Source organism: uncultured Caulobacter sp., from assembly GCF_937900395.1.
GTDB lineage: Bacteria > Pseudomonadota > Alphaproteobacteria > Caulobacterales > Caulobacteraceae > Caulobacter.
In genome coordinates this window covers 14,935-29,996 of sequence record NZ_CALCDX010000216.1, presented here as the reverse complement: position 1 = coordinate 29,996, position 15,062 = coordinate 14,935, and the positions used below count along the sequence as shown (strand labels likewise).

The following is a 15,062-nucleotide window of genomic DNA, read 5'->3' as shown; positions in this document are numbered from 1 at the left end:
CATGGCCGCCACCGGACCCCGCAACAGCTCCGCGATTGTCGTCTATGCGGCCCTGGCGGGCAATCTCGCGATCGCCGTCACCAAGCTGGTCGCGTTCCTGCTGACTGGCTCGTCGGCGATGCTGACCGAGGCGATCCACTCCGCCGTCGACACCGGCAACCAGGGCCTGCTGCTGCTGGGCCTGAAGCGCGCGGCCAGGCCGCCCAGCGAGACCCATCCCTTCGGCTACGGCATGGAACTCTACTTCTGGGCTTTTGTCGTCGCGTTGCTGATCTTCGCGCTGGGCGGGGCGTTCTCGATCTACGAAGGCTGGCGCAAGATCGTCGAGCCGGAGTCGATCGATCGCGCCTGGATCAACTTCCTGGTCATTGGCCTCGCCGCCCTGTTCGAAGGGGCGTCTTTCCTCGTCGCCTGGAAAGAGTTCAAGACCACGCGCGGCGAGACGCCCTTTCTGACCGCTCTGAGACGCAGCAAGGATCCCTCTGTGTTCGCCGTACTGCTGGAGGACGGCGCGGCCTTGATCGGTCTTCTGATCGCCGGCTTGGGCGTCGCGGGCGCGTCCTTGCTGGGGCTCGCGTGGGCGGACGGAGCGGCGTCGATCGCGATCGGCGTCTTGCTGGTGGCGGTGGCGATCTTCCTGGCCAACGAGACGCGCAGCCTCCTGACCGGCGAGGCCGCATCCCCGCGGATCGTGGCGGCTGTCAAGCAGGTGCTCTCCGCCGATCCCAGGATCGACACGGTCGCCGAGGTGTTATCCATGCACCTGGGGCCGCGTGAAATCCTCCTCGGCGTCACCCTCGATTTTCTGGACAGCCTGACGGCCCGCGAGATCGAGGACGCCGCCGACGATTTCGCCAGGGAAATCCGCGCGGTCGATCCGCGCATCACCCGCGTCTTTGTGCGATCAGGGCGGGCCCGCAACGCCTACGCCCAGCCCCTGCCGTCGGCGTCCTAGAGCCAGGAATAGATCGCGCGAGGAATGTAGAAGCCGCGCTTATTCAAGATCGCGCCCGCGACCTCGCCGGCGGCGCCTTCGATGCGCTCGATCATGTTTCGAGCCACGGCGGCTCGCGTCGCTTCGGCTTCGATGACGACCAGGTTCATGTCGACCAGCGGCGCGAAGATCAGGCAGGCTGACGAGCGTTCCAGGGCAGGACAGTCGACCAGCACCACGTCATAGTTCCGGCGCGCCTCGCGGAAGAAGGTCTCCCACTCGGTCTCGCTCAGTACGTGAGAGCCCGCGCCCATCGGCAGGGTGATATGCAGCGACGTGCCCTTGACGCCGATCCGATCCGGAGAGACGCGCGTCAGCTTGGCGCCGCTCTCCGCGAAAGCCTGGATGACGGACCCCTCGACGGCCGGTTCGATATCGACGATCAGCACGCGCTTGGCGTTGGCCGTGGCGGCCATCATGGCCAGGTCCATCAGCAGGCTGGAAACGCCTTCTCCGCCGTTGGCGGCGACAAGTTGCATGACGCGGCCGGGCCCCGGCGCGACGCTGGTAAGGAGCCTTAAGACGAGCTTGGCGTCGTCATAGCCCAGGAACGAGGCGCGGCCGACCGAGCCAGGCCGGCCATGACGTCGCGCAGCGATCTTGTCGTCGGCCGAAACGGTCAGCACGACCGGCAAGTCCAGCTTCTGTTCCACGTCTCGCGGCGTGATCATCACGTCCGAGAAGGCGGACGACACCACGATCACCGCCACCGCCGTGGTCAAACCCAGCCCCAGACCGGCCAGCAGTAGAACTAGGCGGCCGCTCGAACCCTTCACGGGCGGGTCCGCGGCCTGGACAATGCGGACGTTGGCCTTGGCCTTGGAGAGCGTGCTGGCCAGTCCGGTGTCCTGAGCGCGCTTCGCCACTTCGGCGAAACTGCCTTCCAGCGTGCCGCGCTGCCGTATCAGCTCGCGATACTCCGGGCCAATCAGAACCAGCTCCGCGAGGCGCGCATTGACGGTCTTGAGGTCACGCGCCGCTTGAACACGCGCCAGGCGCAGGCCCGTGAGATCGCCGACGCTGTCGGCGAGTTCGGTGTCGAGCTGTTGACGCACCGGGTTGGCGCCGCGGCGAACCGCCATGACCTGCTGTTGCGGGGCCGCGTGAATCTGCGCCTGAACCTCGGCGATCTTGCGGTCGAGATCGACGATCAGCGGGTACCCTTCGACATAGCGCGCTGCGGCTTGGCGTCGCTGGTTCTGCAGGTCCAGCAGCGTGCGAGTCAGGTCGTCCAGCTGCTGCGAGCGCCCCTTATCGTTGGAGATCTCCACTTCCGCCGGCGCGGACTTCAGCCAGCCGGACAGCACCGAGACCCGGCCGCTTCGCGCGGCGAGCTGCTGATCCAGCACCTGGATCTGGCTGACAAGCGAGGCCTGCTGATTCTGAACCGTCGTCAGCTCCGTCGGATAGTCGCCGAAGCCGTGATCGACCGAGAAGCGAAGCAGCTTGGCCTCGACCTCGGTCAGGCGCTTGTTCAGCTGGTCGCGCTGGGCGTTCACCAGAGACGGATCGGCCTGCTCGAAGATCAGCCGTCGACGCTCGATATAGAGCTTCACCAAGGTGTTCAGGAGGTCGGCGGCGACCTTGGGGTCATCGCTCTGCAGGTTGAGCTCGATGACGTTCGACTGCGGGATGTTGACGATGTCGAGGTCCTTGGAGAACTGCTCGGCCGCCTTCTCCAGCCCCTTGGGTTGGTTCGCCAGGCCGGGATAGGCGCGGGCCAGGCCGACTTTTCGGATGGCCTGAATGCGCAGTTCCTTGGCCGACAGGATCTGAATTTCGGCCTGGACGATCTGGGCGCGGTCAAAGCTGAGGCCTTGAGCCCCTCCATCCACATCGCTGCGGAACACATAGTCGTCGCCGAGCAGGATCAGCAGGCGCGATTGGGCGGTGTAGATAGGGTGCGCCAGGAAGATGGCGATCACCGCCAGCGCGACAGGGATCAGAAAGCCGAGCAGGGCTTCGGCGCGGTAGTAGAACACCGGCGTCAGCAACTCGCGCACCGTCAAAGGCGAGCGCGTGCGTCCTTGCCCTCCTTTGACGTAAGCGCCTTGCTCTATCACCGCGGTGTTCATCTGTGCGGAGGACTTCGACTCTGCGACCGCGTAAGCGCGACGTAACTCTGGTCGATAGCGGTGCAGGACTTAACAAACACTGACGTCCTCGCGCGCCGTTAAGCCCACATCGCTTGAAACGACCCGTTTTGAGCAAAATCATTGTTATGCAAAGGCTTCCAATACATGGGGCGCAACCATTTGCCGCATGCGCAGATAGGAGCGGCAACCAAATCCTAACGCCCTTGCGCCACTTACGTTTACCAATGCCGCGCTGTCTCGTGGCGAGGGAGACTGGTTTGTCAGCCTGGCTGCGCGCTTTATCGCTCTTCGTTGTTCTGGCGGTCGCCGGCTGCGCCTCGGATCCGGCGCCGAGCTCGCGTAACGCGGCGCGCGGAGAGGCGACCTTCGCGCCCTGGACCAGCGAGGACTATCGCTATCGCATCGGTCCTGGCGACGAACTGTCGGTCCGGTTTGTGGTCAATCCCGACCTCAACGCCACCGTCGTCGTCGGCCCTGACGGCCGAGGAATCTTTCCGTTGATCAGCGCTCAGGATGTCGCCGGCCTGACAGCTGAAGAGGCCAACGCCCTGCTGAGCCGCGCCTATGCGGCCGTTCTGCGCGCGCCCGAGGTCGAGACGCTGGTGGCGGGCTATGGCGCGTCTCAAATCTATATCGGCGGCGAAGTGCGCGATCCGGGCGTGAAGACGATCCAGGGCCGCCTGACCGTGGCCCAGGCCGTCATGTCGGCCGGCGGATTTCAAGACACGGCCCGAACGGGGCATGTGGTGGTCATCCGCCAGCGGCCGGGTGATCCTCGGCTGCTGATGAGAACGATCGATGTGCGGGATAGTCTGAACGGCAAGGGCGGCGACGACTTCGCCGTTCTGCCCGGCGATCTGATCTTTGTGCCGCGCAGCGCCATCACCGAGGTCAACCGTTTCGTTCGACAGTACGTGACCGGGGTCTTGCCGTTCAATTTCAACTACAACATCAACCGCGGCACGCGTTACTAGCCAGAGGGCTACCCGAGGAGACGGATGTCCCGCTATCTGATCTCCGCTGTCGAGCAGGCCATCTGGTCCCTGCTCAATTTCGGCGTCAATCTGCTGCTGATCCGCTTCGTGGCGCCGGACGAATACGGGGCGTTCATGCTCTGGGCGTCCTGCGGCTTCGTACTGTCCAGTCTGCAGAACGCCCTGACCGTCTGCCATCTGCAGGCGTTGACGCCCGGCGCCGGGAACGATCCCAAGCGCCTGCCGGTCGAACGCCTGATGCACGGCGTCAACGCCGTGTTTCTCGTGATGACGGCTCTTGCATGTCTGGGCGCGGCGCTCGCGTGGCGTGGCGTGGGGAGCCCTTACGGCGCTCCGGCGGCGGCCTTGTTCGTGCCGGCGTTCCTGGCGCAACAGTACCTGAGGGCGCTGGCCTTCTCGCGCGGACGCCCAGGCGTAGCGACCGCGCAAACCGCGGCGGTCTTTTGTCTGGTGGCGCTGCTGCTGGGCCAGGTCCTGCTCGAGGGAAGTCGTCCGGACGCGAATGTCGTCCTCTGGCGATTGGGCCTTGCCTATACGGTGACGGGCGCCGTGGGCGCGGTTTGGGCTCTGCGAGGGCAGGGCGGCTGGCTTCGCCGCCATGAAATGAAGGCCTATGGCGACTACGTCCGACAGTCGGGCTGGGTTTTCCTGGGCGTATCGAGCACAGAGCTGCTGACGCGCTTTTACGTATTCGTGGTCGCCGGTTGGTTTGGCGCCGCGACGCTGGCATCCCTCTCGGCGACCCAGCAGCTGTTGCGGCCCGTTCCGCTGCTCGCGATGTCCTGGAGCATGGTGGCCCGCAACGATCTGGCCCGGCGACGCGATCGCCAGGCTTGGAACGGCTTTCGGAGGCTGCTGGCGCTTGCGGCGGGCGTGGGGATGCTGTTCGCGGCGGCCTGGACCGTGATCCTTCATATGGCCTGGCCGACGATCGCAACGCATCTTTTCGGCGGCAAGTATCTGGCCGATGGCTGGATGGTCGTCCTCTGGGGGCTCAGCGCCGCCATCACCTTGGGGCAGACAGTGGTCAGCACCGGCCTTCAGGTGCTGCGCGCCTTCAAGCCGTTGGCGCTGGCGAATGGCGCGGCCTCGCTGGTCGCCGCGGCCTGCATCCTGCTGACGATGCGGGGCCTGGGCCCCGCCGGCGCCATCATCGGCACAGCGGCCGGCCAGTTGTTGGAGCTTGCGGCCATGGCCGCCATTCTCCTGTCGGTCACCGCGGCGAGGCGGCGATCCGCGCCACGCGCAAACGAGGGCTAACGACCCTGCCTTTCTGAGAAGGCGCATGGCGCATGTCGATGTCGACGCCGAAGAGCAGGATCAATATCCCCAGCATGGCGTTGGCCGAAAAGTAGCTGCTCTCCATGAAATTGTGCAGGAAGAAGATCAGCGGGAAAACGCCCAGGAACAGCGCGTGAGGCAAGGCCTCGCGGCTCTTGGGAGTCGGGTCCGTGAGGCCGTCGCGAAGAAGGCCAAGACCTCGGGTCATCCAGCGCAGAAGCAGCAGCAGCGCCCCCGCCAGTCCTGGCGCGCCCACGGTGACGAGAAGGTCGATGTAGCCGTTGTGTGACTGATTGGTATGGGTCTCGGCCGCGAACCAAAGGCCCGTCTGCAGGCTGGGTTGGACCGCGGGGTTCACGTCCCAGAAGGAGCCGAAACCCTGCCCCCTCAGAGGATGTTGCGAGAACTGGTTCAGGGCGAACATCCAGACCTCGGTGCGGCGGGTGAAGTTCACGCCGCGCAGGGGGGCTAGAGGATCTTGGCCGCTAACGTAATTCCAGGCGAGCCAGCCGAAGCCAGCCGCGAAGAGCGCCGTGACGCCGAATACGGCCGCCGCCCATAAGGCGCCGGCGCGCAGGCGCAGGCACGCAAGCAGGAGAGGCGTCGCGGCCAGGGCGGCCAGCGCGATCGCCAGGCTGGTCTTTGACTTGCTGGCGACGAGCAGCGCCATGCATCCCGCGAACATCACCCCCCAGAACAGGCGCGCCTTCACCGTCTTGCTGAACAGGAGATATGGCGTGATGACCAGCGAGCTCAGCAGCATCACCGAGCCGAGCGTATTCTTGTGATTATGGATCGCGGCCAGCCCGATGTCGGTCATGGAAAGGCCTGGCAGAGCAATCCATGACGCCACGTCGATGGTGATCATGATGGCGCAAGCGGCCGCCAGGGCGGCGTGCATCCGCCGGGGATCGCGAAGGCCCGCAACCAAAGCGATGCTCACCACCACATTGATCAGATAGAGGATGAAGCGACGGCTCGAGACGATCGGATCGATAGCCCAGCGTGTCGTTGCGCCAAACCAGACGAACAGCAGCAGCAGAGGCCAGACCCGCATCGCGAGGCTCATCACCTCCACGCGCCGAAACCATAGGATCGGCAGCGTCAGTCCCAGTATGGCGAGCCAGATCGCGCGGTTGAGCGGCGACGTCGGCGAAGCGCCCGACAGGGCGTCGACCGTCACCTCGTGGGTATACGGGGCCGCGCCGATCATCATGTAGAGCAGCATCGCGACGAGGACGAAGCCCGACCAGAGCGACAACCGATCGTCCAGTCGCGCCGAAGCGGCCGCGCGCTCTTCCCAACGCGCGACGCGCCAAGCTTCGCGCGGGGAGCGAGGGGGCGGCCCGTCACTCACGGGAATACGCTCCTCGCAAACCCAGCCAGCGGAACAGCACGTCCCGCAGGCCAAGTCCGAGGCCGTAGAAGCCGCGCATATAGCGCCGCCAAAGCCTGCGGGGCTCTCTGGTCAGGCGATACAGCCAGACGAAGCCCGAATGCTCCAGAACCGCCGGCGCGGGGTCTGAATCTCCAGTCAGCACCTGCAGCGAGCTGCCGATGCAGAGGCCCAGGCCGGTGCTTCGTCCGTCCTCGATGATGTAGCCGCAAAGCAGTTCGGACTGTGGCGGGCCCATGGCGACGAAGACGAAGCGCGCCGGGTGCGCGGCGACGAAGGCCACCGCCTGGGCGACGGCCGCCGGGTTGTCGATCATGCCCATCGGGGGCACGTGTTGGATGAGGTTCCTGAGGCCATATTGCTGGCGAAGCTTTTCAGCCAGAGCGGGCGTGCCGCCAATGACGGACAGCGGCGTGTCAGGCTCGATGACCCGCTCGAACAGTTCACGGACAACATAGGCGCCGGGCGCGAAACGCAGGCGCAGTCCGCCGAGCAGGGCCGTTCGCCCCACGACGCGGCTGTCATTGGTGCTGATCCAGGCCGCGTCGCTGATCGCGCGGAATTTCGGATCGCGCTGGCGCAGATAGGCATGTTCGGCGTTGGGCGTGACGAACGTCGCGAACGGCGCCTGGGGGGAGCGTTCCGCCAGGGCGTCGACCGTCTGCTCCACCGTCATCGGCGTGAAGCGAAGTCCGGCGAAGCGCACCTCGGGCCAACGTTCGGAAGCGTTGGAGACCTCTGTGACGCTTTGGGAACCAGACATTAAGAGAGCCTGCCGCAGAGGGGCGTTAGAGAACGACGCCGATTGGCGCCATACTTGAGTGTACGGGCTCCACCTTTACGTTCGGTTCCCGTTTCGAGGCAGTCTTGGATTCCGCGCACGCCATAAAGCGATTGATGGACATCGGCGTCTCCGCCGCGCTGCTGGTGCTGCTGGCCCCGCTGCTGCTGCTGATCGCCGCCCTCGTCAAGCTGACGTCAAAGGGGCCTGTCTTCTACGCTTGCCACTGGGTGGGGCAGGGCGAGCGGCCGTTCACCGGCTACAAGTTCCGCACCATGGTCTCCAACGCCGAGGCCATGGAGGCCGAGCTTCAGGACCGCAACGAGATGCGCGGCCCGGCCTTCAAGCTGACCAACGATCCGCGCGTCACGGCGGTGGGCAAGGTGCTGCGCAAGTACAGCCTGGACGAACTGCCTCAGCTCTGGAGCGTGCTGATCGGGGACCTCAGCCTCGTGGGGCCGCGACCGCCGCGCGCGCATGAGTACGCGCGGTTCACGGAGTTCCAGAAGCAGAAGCTGGCGGTGAAACCGGGCATCACCTGTCTCTGGCAGGTCGAGGGGCGCCACCGGATCAACGACTACGACGACTGGGTGGAGCGCGATCTCGACTACATTCGCCGCTGGTCGTTGTGGCTGGACATCCAGATCCTGGCGCGGACGGCCGTGGTCGTCTTCCGGGGAACGGGCGCCTGATGATCGACGCGCCGATCGCCGTCAGCGTCGTGGTTCTCAGCTACGACCGTGTCCACCTGCTTGAGCGCACGCTTGTCAATTGCCTGAGACTAGAGGTTTCGAACGGCGTTCCGTTCGAGATCATTGTGGTCGACAACCATCCTGATCGGTTGGCCGAGGCGCTGGTGTCCCGCCTGGCCGCCGGGGGCGCGCCCATCCGCTACTTCGCGGACGCCCGCCGCAACGTCTCGATCGTCCGCAATGTCGGCATCAAGGCGGCGGTCGGGCGCTATGTCGCCTTCATCGACGACGATGAGGCGCCGGACGCCGGCTGGCTTTCCGAGTTGCACGCCTGCCTTGAGCGCACCGGCGCGGACGCCGCGTTCGGACCCAAGTATCCTGTGTTCGAGGCGGTGGAGCCGCCAGCCTGGGATCCCGAGGGCTGGCGTTATACGCTCGACTATCGCGAACCCGCCGATACCCCGATCCATTTGTTTGGCCGCTTGCGCAAGAAGGGCAAAGGGCTGGGCAGCGGCAACGCCGCGTTCCGGGTCGCGACCTGTTTCGACACGCCCGAGCCCTTCGCGGTGGCCTTCGGCGACGCCAACGGCGAGGACACCCACCTGCTGTTCCGTCTGGCGCTGGCCGGCAAGCGCTTCGTCTGGTGTCCAACCGCAATTGTGCGCGAGTTCATCGAGACCGACCGCACCAAGCCCAGTTACATGATCACCCGGATGAAGCGCGGATCGCAGCACTATGCGGCCTCGCGCATCGCCACCAGCGATCATCCCGGTCTAACGCGGGTGAAGGTGACGCTCCTGGGTCTGGCGCAGATCGCCGTGCACGCCGGGCTCTATCTGATCTCGGGCGAGTGGCTGGGCGGGCCGCGCTACGACAACCGCATCGGCATGGCCAAGGGGCTTGGCAAGCTCACCTATCGCGCCCCGATCGGGTTCATCGACGAGAAGGCCGCATGACGGACCTGTCGATCGTCATTTGCACCTATGACCGCCCCGCTTCGCTTGAAGCGACGCTGAAGTCGTGCCTCGCCCAGACCAACGCGCTCGGCCTTTCGATCGAGATCGTGGTCGTCGACAACCATCCGAGCGGCAGCGCGAGAACGGTTGTTGAAAGCCTCGCGCAAGGCGCGCGATGGCCAATGCGCTACGTGACCGAGCTGACGCGCAACATGTCGACCCTGCGCAATCGGGGCTTCGCCGAGGCGAGGGGACGCTTGGCCTCCTTGATCGACGACGACGAGGTCGCCGAACCCGATTGGCTGGACCAGTTGGTCGGCGCCTTGCGCGACGCCAACGCCGACATGGCGGTGGGGCCAAGGCACGCCATCTTCGCCGGTGAGCCGCCGCCTTACGATCCGAAGGGCTCCCAATTTGTCCGGATCTTCGATCTGCCCGACGGCGCGATCATTCCGCTGACGGCGCCCTCCGGCAAGCCGCGCTTCGGCATGGGCACGGGCAACTCGCTTTTCGACCTGTCGCGTTGCTTTCCAAACGGCGAGCCAGCCATGCGCGAGGCGTTCGGCGACGCTGGCGGCGAAGACGCGGAGCTCTTCATTCGTCTCTATCGAGAGGGCTGCAGGATTGTCTGGGCGGCTCGCGCGGTCGTCACCGAGACGGTCGCGCCGCATCGGACGGCTGTGACATATCGTCTCATTCGCGCGCGCCGAGAGGCGCAGCACTATGTCTCGATCTACCTGGACGTCACGCCGCATCCGCGGCTGACCTGGGCGACGCTGATGGCCAAGGGGTTGGCGCAAGTCATTGTCGGCTTTGTGCTATCGGCGTTGACCTTCGAGTTCGGCTCTGAACGCCGTCTGCGCGGGCGCGCGCTGATGGAGCACGGTATCGGCAAGCTCCTTTGGAAGCGGGCCGTCGGCTACATCGCCGAGCCGTCGCTCAATAGAGCAACCTGATCTCAACCAACTTCACCGCAAGTCCGCTAGTACCCGCGACGGCGCAGGGCGCGCGCCGTCCAATTCCGAACCTTTTGGGGGCCTCTGAAGAGTATGCTGCATCGTCTTTCCACCCACGACACCCTGTCCGCGGATCTTACGACGCAGATCAAGCTCTTCGCCGACGGCGCCAGCCTCGAGGACTTCACCCGCCTGCATCAGAGCGGTCAGGTGGCGGGCTTCACCACCAATCCGACGCTGATGCGCAAGGCCGGCGTCACCGACTACGAGGGCTTCGCCAAGGCGCTGCTGGAGCGCATTCCCGACGCGCCGATTTCCTTCGAGGTCTTTTCGGACGAGTTCGACGACATGGCGCGCCAGGCGCGCAAGATCGCGGCCTGGGGCTCCAACGTCTACGTCAAGGTGCCGATCACCAACACCAAGCGCGAGAGCAGCCTGCCGATGGTCCGCGCGCTGGCCGATGAAGGCGTGAAGGTGAACGTCACCGCGATCCTGACCCTGGAGCAGGTGGCCGAGACGGTCGATGCGCTGCACGCCGACGTCCCGGCGGTGGTCTCGGTGTTCGCCGGCCGCATCGCCGATACGGGCGTGGATCCCATGCCGGTCATGCGCGCGGCCGTCGCCATGGCCGCCCGCAAGCCCAAGGCCGAGGTGCTGTGGGCCAGCGTGCGCGAGGTGCTGAACGTCTACCAGGCCCGCGATTGCGGCTGCCACATCGTCACCTCGACGCCCGACGTGCTGAAGAAGCTATCGATGGCCGGCAAGGATCTGGCGGACCTGTCGCAAGAGACGGTCGCCATGTTCTACGACGACGCCAGCGCGGCCGGCTTCAAGCTTTGAACGTTCAACAGCGGCGCCGCGCGATCTTCCTGGATCGCGACGGCGTTCTGAACCGCGTCGTCATGCGGGATGGCAAGGCGGCGTCTCCGCGCGCCGTGGATGAACTGCAGATCGAGCCCGACGCTCCCGCGACGCTCCAGGCGTTGAAGGCGGCGGGCTATTTGCTGTTCGTCGTCACTAACCAGCCGGACGTTCGTCGCGGACTGATGAGCGCGGAGACGCTCGAGGCGATCCATGCCCGCCTGGCGCAAGCGCTTCCCGTGGACGAGATCGCGGCGTGCCTGCACGACAATATCGACGCCTGCGCTTGCCGGAAACCCAAGCCTGGCTTGGTTTTGGATTTGGCGGAGCGCTATGACATCGACCTTCGTCAGTCTTGGCTGATCGGTGATCAAGATCGGGATATAGCTTGCGGCCAGGCCGCTAGTTGCAAGACAATACTACTTCGGCGCGACTACAATTCGGGTACAGTTGCCGTTGCCGACCAGGTCGTGGAAAGACTCTCGCAATCGCTTTCCTATATTTTGGAAACGACATAATATCGTTTCTCGAGAGTTTACTATGTTTTCCGATCACTTCTTGGACGCCACGACGCGCGCCGTGGCCGCGATTGATCGCGGCGCCGTGGAAACCGTCGCGAAGACGCTAGCCAAGGTCCGCGACGGCGGCGGCCGTCTGTTTTTGCTCGGCGTCGGCGGCAGCGCGGGCCACGCCAGCCACGCGACCAACGACTTCCGCAAGATCTGCGGCTTCGAGGCCTATTGCCCGACTGACAACGTCTCGGAACTGACGGCCCGCATCAACGATGAGGGCTGGGAAGGCGTCTTTTCGACCTGGCTGGAGAGCAGCCGCTTGACCGCCAAGGATGGCCTGCTGATCTTCTCGGTCGGCGGCGGCAGCCTTGAGCCGCCCGTCAGCGCCAACCTCGTCCGCGCCATGCAGTATGCCAAGGACAAGGGCGCGGCCGTGACCGGCATCGTCGGTCGCGACGGCGGCTTCACGGCCAAGATCGCCGACGCCTGCGTGGTCGTGCCCACCGTCGATCCGCAGCTGATCACGCCTATCGTCGAAGGCCTGGCCGCGGTCGTGTGGCACCTGCTGGTTTCTCACCCTGCGCTGTCGCGGTCGAAGGGGCACTGGGAGCAGATCGCTCCCGCGCCCGCCGTCGCGGTCGCCGCCGAGTAACCGATGATCTCCACCCGCACGCCGCTGCGCGTGACCCTCGGAGGCGGGGGCACGGATCTGGAGAGCTATTACCGGCGCGATGGCGGATTCATCTTCGCCATGGCGCTGGACAAGTACATCCATATCAGCGCGCATCGCCCGGCCTTCCATGACCATGTGGCCCTGATGGGGCCCGATCCCGAAAACGTCGCCCGCACCGAAGACCTCAAGCACGAACTGGTCCGGGCCTCGCTTCTGCGTCATGGGATCGAGACCGGCTTCGAGGCGGCCTCCATCGGCGACATCGTCGGCGGCACGGGTCTGGGCTCTTCCAGCTGCTTCCTGGTCGGCTTCCTGCGCGCCCTGCACGCGCTGAAGGGCCATGAACCCGATCGTCAGGCGCTGGCCGAAGAGGCTTGCGACCTGGAGATCAATGTCCTGGCCAAGGGCATCGGCAAGCAGGACCAGTACATGGCCGCGTTCGGCGGCCTGACGACGCTGGACATCGCGCCGAACGGCGAGGTTCGGGTCGGTTCGGTCGCTCTGGATCCCGAGGTCGAGGCGGCCTTCATCGCCCATACCCACATCTACTATACGGGTCTTCGGCGCGACGCGGCGGTGATCCTGGACGACCAGAACAGCGCCATGCTCAGCGACGGCGAACGCCAACGGCAGGCCGCCCAAAGCCTGGGCGCGATCAAGGACCTCGGCTACCGCATCCGTGACGCCTGGGTCGCCGGCGACCTCGACGGCTGGGGTCGCATGCTGCACGAGCACTGGGTCAGCAAGAAGCAGCTCTCGTCGAAGATCAGCTGGCCGCATATCGACCAGCTGTATGACCACGTTCGCGCCAATCTGGGCGTTACGGGCGGCAAGGTCATCGGCGCCGGCGGCGGCGGCTTCCTGATGCTGTTCACGCCGAACGACGGCCAGGCCCTGGAAGCCTACATGGCGTCTCAGAACATGCCGCGCCTGCGCTATGGCGTCGATCGCGGCGGGACGCAGGTCCTGCTGAGCCAGGTCGCATGAACGCCTGGCGCGCGGAGGTCCTCGGCGGCGTTCGCCAAGTTCGAGCGACCAGCGGGTTCGACGTCCGCGCCCGCGCGCCGCTGCGGTTGGGGCTGGCGGGTGGCGGCACCGACCTTTCCCCCTATTGCGACCAGTTCGGCGGCGCGGTCCTGAATGTCACGATCGACCGCTTCGCCTTCGCGCATATCGCCCCCAGCAGGGACGGCGCGGTCTCGTTCCGCGCCAACGACCTCGGCGTTCAGGAGCGGCATGAGCTGGGCGCGCGTCCGCGGATCGACGAGGGGCTGAGCCTGCATCGCGCGGTCTACGAGCATATGGTCGAGACCTATCTGGACGGCGATGCGCCCGCGCTCAGCGTTTCGACGAATATCGACGCGCCCGCCGGGTCTGGCCTGGGCTCGTCCTCGGCCCTGGTCGTGGCGCTGGTGGAGGCGTTTCGCCTCGCGCTGGACCTGCCGTTGGGACCCGCTGACGTCGCGCGCCTGGCTTTCCTGATCGAGCGGCGCAAGCTCGGCCTGGCTGGCGGCCGTCAAGATCAATACGCGGCCGCGTTCGGTGGGGTGAACTTCATCGAGTTCCTGCCCGACGACAAGGTGCTGGTCAGTCCCCTGCGGGTGCCGCGCGCCTATCTCAATGAATTCGAGTCCTCGCTGGTCATCTGCTTCACCGGCCAATCGCGACGCTCCGAGACGATCATCAAGGAGCAGATCGACGGGCTGGTCGGCATGAACGCCGAGACCCTCGAGAGCATGCACCAACTCAAGGCCGATGCGGCCCTGATGCGCGAGGCGCTGCTGCGCGGCGACATGCGCGACATGGCCGCCATCCTGATGCAGTCCTGGACCGCCAAGAAGCGCACGGCCAGCGGCGTGGCGACGGACACCGTCGATCGCCTGTTCGATCTCGCGATCGGCGAGGGCGCTTGGGGCGGCAAGGTGTCCGGCGCCGGCGGCGGCGGCTTTCTGATGTTCTTCACCGATCCTGAGAACCGCCACCACCTGATCACCACGCTGAATGCGGCGGGCGGCCAGGCGAGCTCGGTCAAGGTCACGTTCGACGGCGCGGAAGCCTGGAGCGTGCCTCGGTGAGGGTGCGTCAGTGCGTGATCCTCGTCGGCGGACTGGGCACGCGTCTCGGCGACATCGCTCGCGACACGCCCAAGCCGATGCTGCCGGTAGCCGGACGGCCCTTCCTCGAGCATCTGCTCGTCAAGGCGGCGCGCAGCGGCTTCGACCGCGCGCTCTTGCTGGCCGGACATCGGGCCGAGGTGATCACCGGGCATATCGAGGCGGAGGCGCTGACCGATCGCCTTGGCATGGAGATCGCGGTGTCGGTCGAGCCTGAGCCCCTGGGAACCGGCGGCGCGTTGAGCCACGCCCGCGATCGGCTGGACGACGCCTTCCTGCTGCTGAATGGCGACACCTGGTTCGACTTCGACTGGCGCGCCTTCGCCGACCTTGGCGGGTATGGCGGCCTGATGGCGCTACGCTTGGTCGAGCCTGCTGACCGCTACGAGACCGTGGTTTTGAACGGCGATCTTGTCGACGAGATCCGACCTCGCGACGCCAGTCTGCGCAAAGGCCTGATCAATGGCGGCGTCTGCCGCCTCACCAAGATGGCCGTGCCGAAGACCAATCGCGCCTTCTCCCTTGAGGCGGAATTGCTGCCCGCGCTTTGCAAGGCGCAAGACCTGGGCGGCCAGGTCTTCGATGGCGCGTTCGTCGATATCGGCGTGCCCGCCAGTCTCACCGCCGCCGAACAGATCCTGGCGTCCAGTTAGCTTAAGCCCCGGCGCGGGCGTTCGGGCGACTCAAATCATGGCCAAGATTGACTAACCGCAACGTCGGGCGCGTTCGCCGGCCGTAAAGCCGACGAACCATCC

Annotated in this window: 15 protein-coding genes; 12 read left to right on the top strand and 3 right to left on the bottom strand. The window is 65.8% G+C overall.

What is annotated here, in order from left to right:
- Position 1: 1 nt before the first annotated feature.
- Entirely contained in the window at positions 2 to 955 is a 954-nt protein-coding gene (locus Q0379_RS19125; protein ID WP_299015353.1) for a cation diffusion facilitator family transporter, read from the top strand.
- Here the strand turns inward: Q0379_RS19125 and Q0379_RS19120 are convergent.
- Positions 952 to 3,003, bottom strand: a complete 2,052-nt coding sequence (locus tag Q0379_RS19120; RefSeq protein ID WP_299015350.1) for a hypothetical protein — start codon at positions 3,001 to 3,003, stop codon at positions 952 to 954. The two genes, Q0379_RS19125 and Q0379_RS19120, sit on opposite strands and share 4 nt — an antisense overlap.
- 344 nt (positions 3,004 to 3,347) lie before the next feature.
- On the opposite strand from Q0379_RS19120, the gene Q0379_RS19115 reads away from it, so the two are divergent.
- Together Q0379_RS19115 and Q0379_RS19110 are read left to right on the top strand one after the other, a co-directional pair.
- Positions 3,348 to 4,064 carry a polysaccharide biosynthesis/export family protein gene (locus tag Q0379_RS19115; protein WP_299015348.1) on the top strand — a complete coding sequence of 239 codons (717 nt, stop codon included), beginning with the start codon at positions 3,348 to 3,350 and terminating at the stop codon, positions 4,062 to 4,064.
- A 24-nt stretch (positions 4,065 to 4,088) separates the two neighbouring features.
- Positions 4,089 to 5,345: a hypothetical protein gene (locus Q0379_RS19110; RefSeq protein ID WP_299015345.1), complete on the top strand. Its 1,257-nt coding sequence runs from the start codon at positions 4,089 to 4,091 to the stop codon at positions 5,343 to 5,345.
- On the opposite strand, the gene Q0379_RS19105 is transcribed toward Q0379_RS19110, so the two are convergent.
- Positions 5,299 to 6,627: an O-antigen ligase family protein gene (locus Q0379_RS19105; protein ID WP_299015343.1), complete on the bottom strand. Its 1,329-nt coding sequence runs from the start codon at positions 6,625 to 6,627 to the stop codon at positions 5,299 to 5,301. The genes Q0379_RS19110 and Q0379_RS19105 overlap by 47 nt on opposite strands.
- An 88-nt stretch (positions 6,628 to 6,715) precedes the next feature.
- Positions 6,716 to 7,525 (bottom strand): WecB/TagA/CpsF family glycosyltransferase, encoded by an 810-nt coding sequence (locus Q0379_RS19100; protein WP_299015340.1) that lies wholly within the window; start codon positions 7,523 to 7,525, stop codon positions 6,716 to 6,718.
- 134 nt (positions 7,526 to 7,659) lie between these two features.
- Between Q0379_RS19100 and Q0379_RS19095 the strand changes: the two genes are divergently transcribed.
- The 9 genes from Q0379_RS19095 (at position 7,660) to Q0379_RS19055 (ending at position 14,960) form a co-directional block, all read left to right on the top strand.
- Positions 7,660 to 8,235, top strand: coding sequence for a sugar transferase (locus Q0379_RS19095; RefSeq protein ID WP_299015337.1), 576 nt, complete (start codon positions 7,660 to 7,662; stop codon positions 8,233 to 8,235).
- Positions 8,235 to 9,191, top strand: a complete 957-nt coding sequence (locus tag Q0379_RS19090) for a glycosyltransferase family 2 protein (protein WP_299015335.1) — start codon at positions 8,235 to 8,237, stop codon at positions 9,189 to 9,191. The genes Q0379_RS19095 and Q0379_RS19090 overlap by 1 nt, the downstream gene beginning before the upstream one ends.
- Positions 9,188 to 10,147, top strand: coding sequence for a glycosyltransferase family 2 protein (locus Q0379_RS19085; protein ID WP_299015332.1), 960 nt, complete (start codon positions 9,188 to 9,190; stop codon positions 10,145 to 10,147). Before Q0379_RS19090 ends, Q0379_RS19085 begins: the two co-directional genes overlap by 4 nt.
- Before the next feature lie 93 nt (positions 10,148 to 10,240).
- The gene (locus tag Q0379_RS19080; RefSeq protein ID WP_299015330.1) at positions 10,241 to 10,987 is read left to right on the top strand and encodes a transaldolase; all 747 of its coding nucleotides are present in this window, start codon (positions 10,241 to 10,243) and stop codon (positions 10,985 to 10,987) included.
- Complete coding sequence (locus tag Q0379_RS19075) at positions 10,984 to 11,526, top strand: HAD family hydrolase (protein ID WP_299015327.1); 543 nt, start codon at positions 10,984 to 10,986, stop codon at positions 11,524 to 11,526. The genes Q0379_RS19080 and Q0379_RS19075 overlap by 4 nt, the downstream gene beginning before the upstream one ends.
- 22 nt (positions 11,527 to 11,548) lie before the next feature.
- Positions 11,549 to 12,172 carry an SIS domain-containing protein gene (locus tag Q0379_RS19070; RefSeq protein ID WP_299015324.1) on the top strand — a complete coding sequence of 208 codons (624 nt, stop codon included), beginning with the start codon at positions 11,549 to 11,551 and terminating at the stop codon, positions 12,170 to 12,172.
- Between the two features lie 3 nt (positions 12,173 to 12,175).
- Positions 12,176 to 13,180 (top strand): hypothetical protein, encoded by a 1,005-nt coding sequence (locus Q0379_RS19065; protein WP_299015322.1) that lies wholly within the window; start codon positions 12,176 to 12,178, stop codon positions 13,178 to 13,180.
- Positions 13,177 to 14,268: a dehydrogenase gene (locus Q0379_RS19060; RefSeq protein WP_299015319.1), complete on the top strand. Its 1,092-nt coding sequence runs from the start codon at positions 13,177 to 13,179 to the stop codon at positions 14,266 to 14,268. The genes Q0379_RS19065 and Q0379_RS19060 overlap by 4 nt, the downstream gene beginning before the upstream one ends.
- On the top strand, positions 14,265 to 14,960 hold the full coding sequence (locus tag Q0379_RS19055; RefSeq protein ID WP_299015317.1) for a sugar phosphate nucleotidyltransferase: 696 nt from the start codon (positions 14,265 to 14,267) through the stop codon (positions 14,958 to 14,960). Before Q0379_RS19060 ends, Q0379_RS19055 begins: the two co-directional genes overlap by 4 nt.
- The last annotated feature ends 102 nt before the right edge of the window (positions 14,961 to 15,062 follow it).

Bases quoted from the DNA above. Each gene is read 5' to 3' on its own strand.
- Q0379_RS19125 (WP_299015353.1), top strand. From the start codon at position 2: ATGGCCGCCACCGGACCCCGCAACAGCTCCGCGATTGTCGTCTATGCG.
- Q0379_RS19110 (WP_299015345.1), top strand. From the start codon at position 4,089: ATGTCCCGCTATCTGATCTCCGCTGTCGAGCAGGCCATCTGGTCCCTG.
- Q0379_RS19100 (WP_299015340.1), bottom strand. From the start codon at position 7,525: ATGTCTGGTTCCCAAAGCGTCACAGAGGTCTCCAACGCTTCCGAACGT.
- Q0379_RS19095 (WP_299015337.1), top strand. From the start codon at position 7,660: ATGGACATCGGCGTCTCCGCCGCGCTGCTGGTGCTGCTGGCCCCGCTG.
- Q0379_RS19090 (WP_299015335.1), top strand. From the start codon at position 8,235: ATGATCGACGCGCCGATCGCCGTCAGCGTCGTGGTTCTCAGCTACGAC.
- Q0379_RS19085 (WP_299015332.1), top strand. From the start codon at position 9,188: ATGACGGACCTGTCGATCGTCATTTGCACCTATGACCGCCCCGCTTCG.
- Q0379_RS19080 (WP_299015330.1), top strand. From the start codon at position 10,241: ATGCTGCATCGTCTTTCCACCCACGACACCCTGTCCGCGGATCTTACG.
- Q0379_RS19070 (WP_299015324.1), top strand. From the start codon at position 11,549: ATGTTTTCCGATCACTTCTTGGACGCCACGACGCGCGCCGTGGCCGCG.
- Q0379_RS19065 (WP_299015322.1), top strand. From the start codon at position 12,176: ATGATCTCCACCCGCACGCCGCTGCGCGTGACCCTCGGAGGCGGGGGC.
- Q0379_RS19060 (WP_299015319.1), top strand. From the start codon at position 13,177: ATGAACGCCTGGCGCGCGGAGGTCCTCGGCGGCGTTCGCCAAGTTCGA.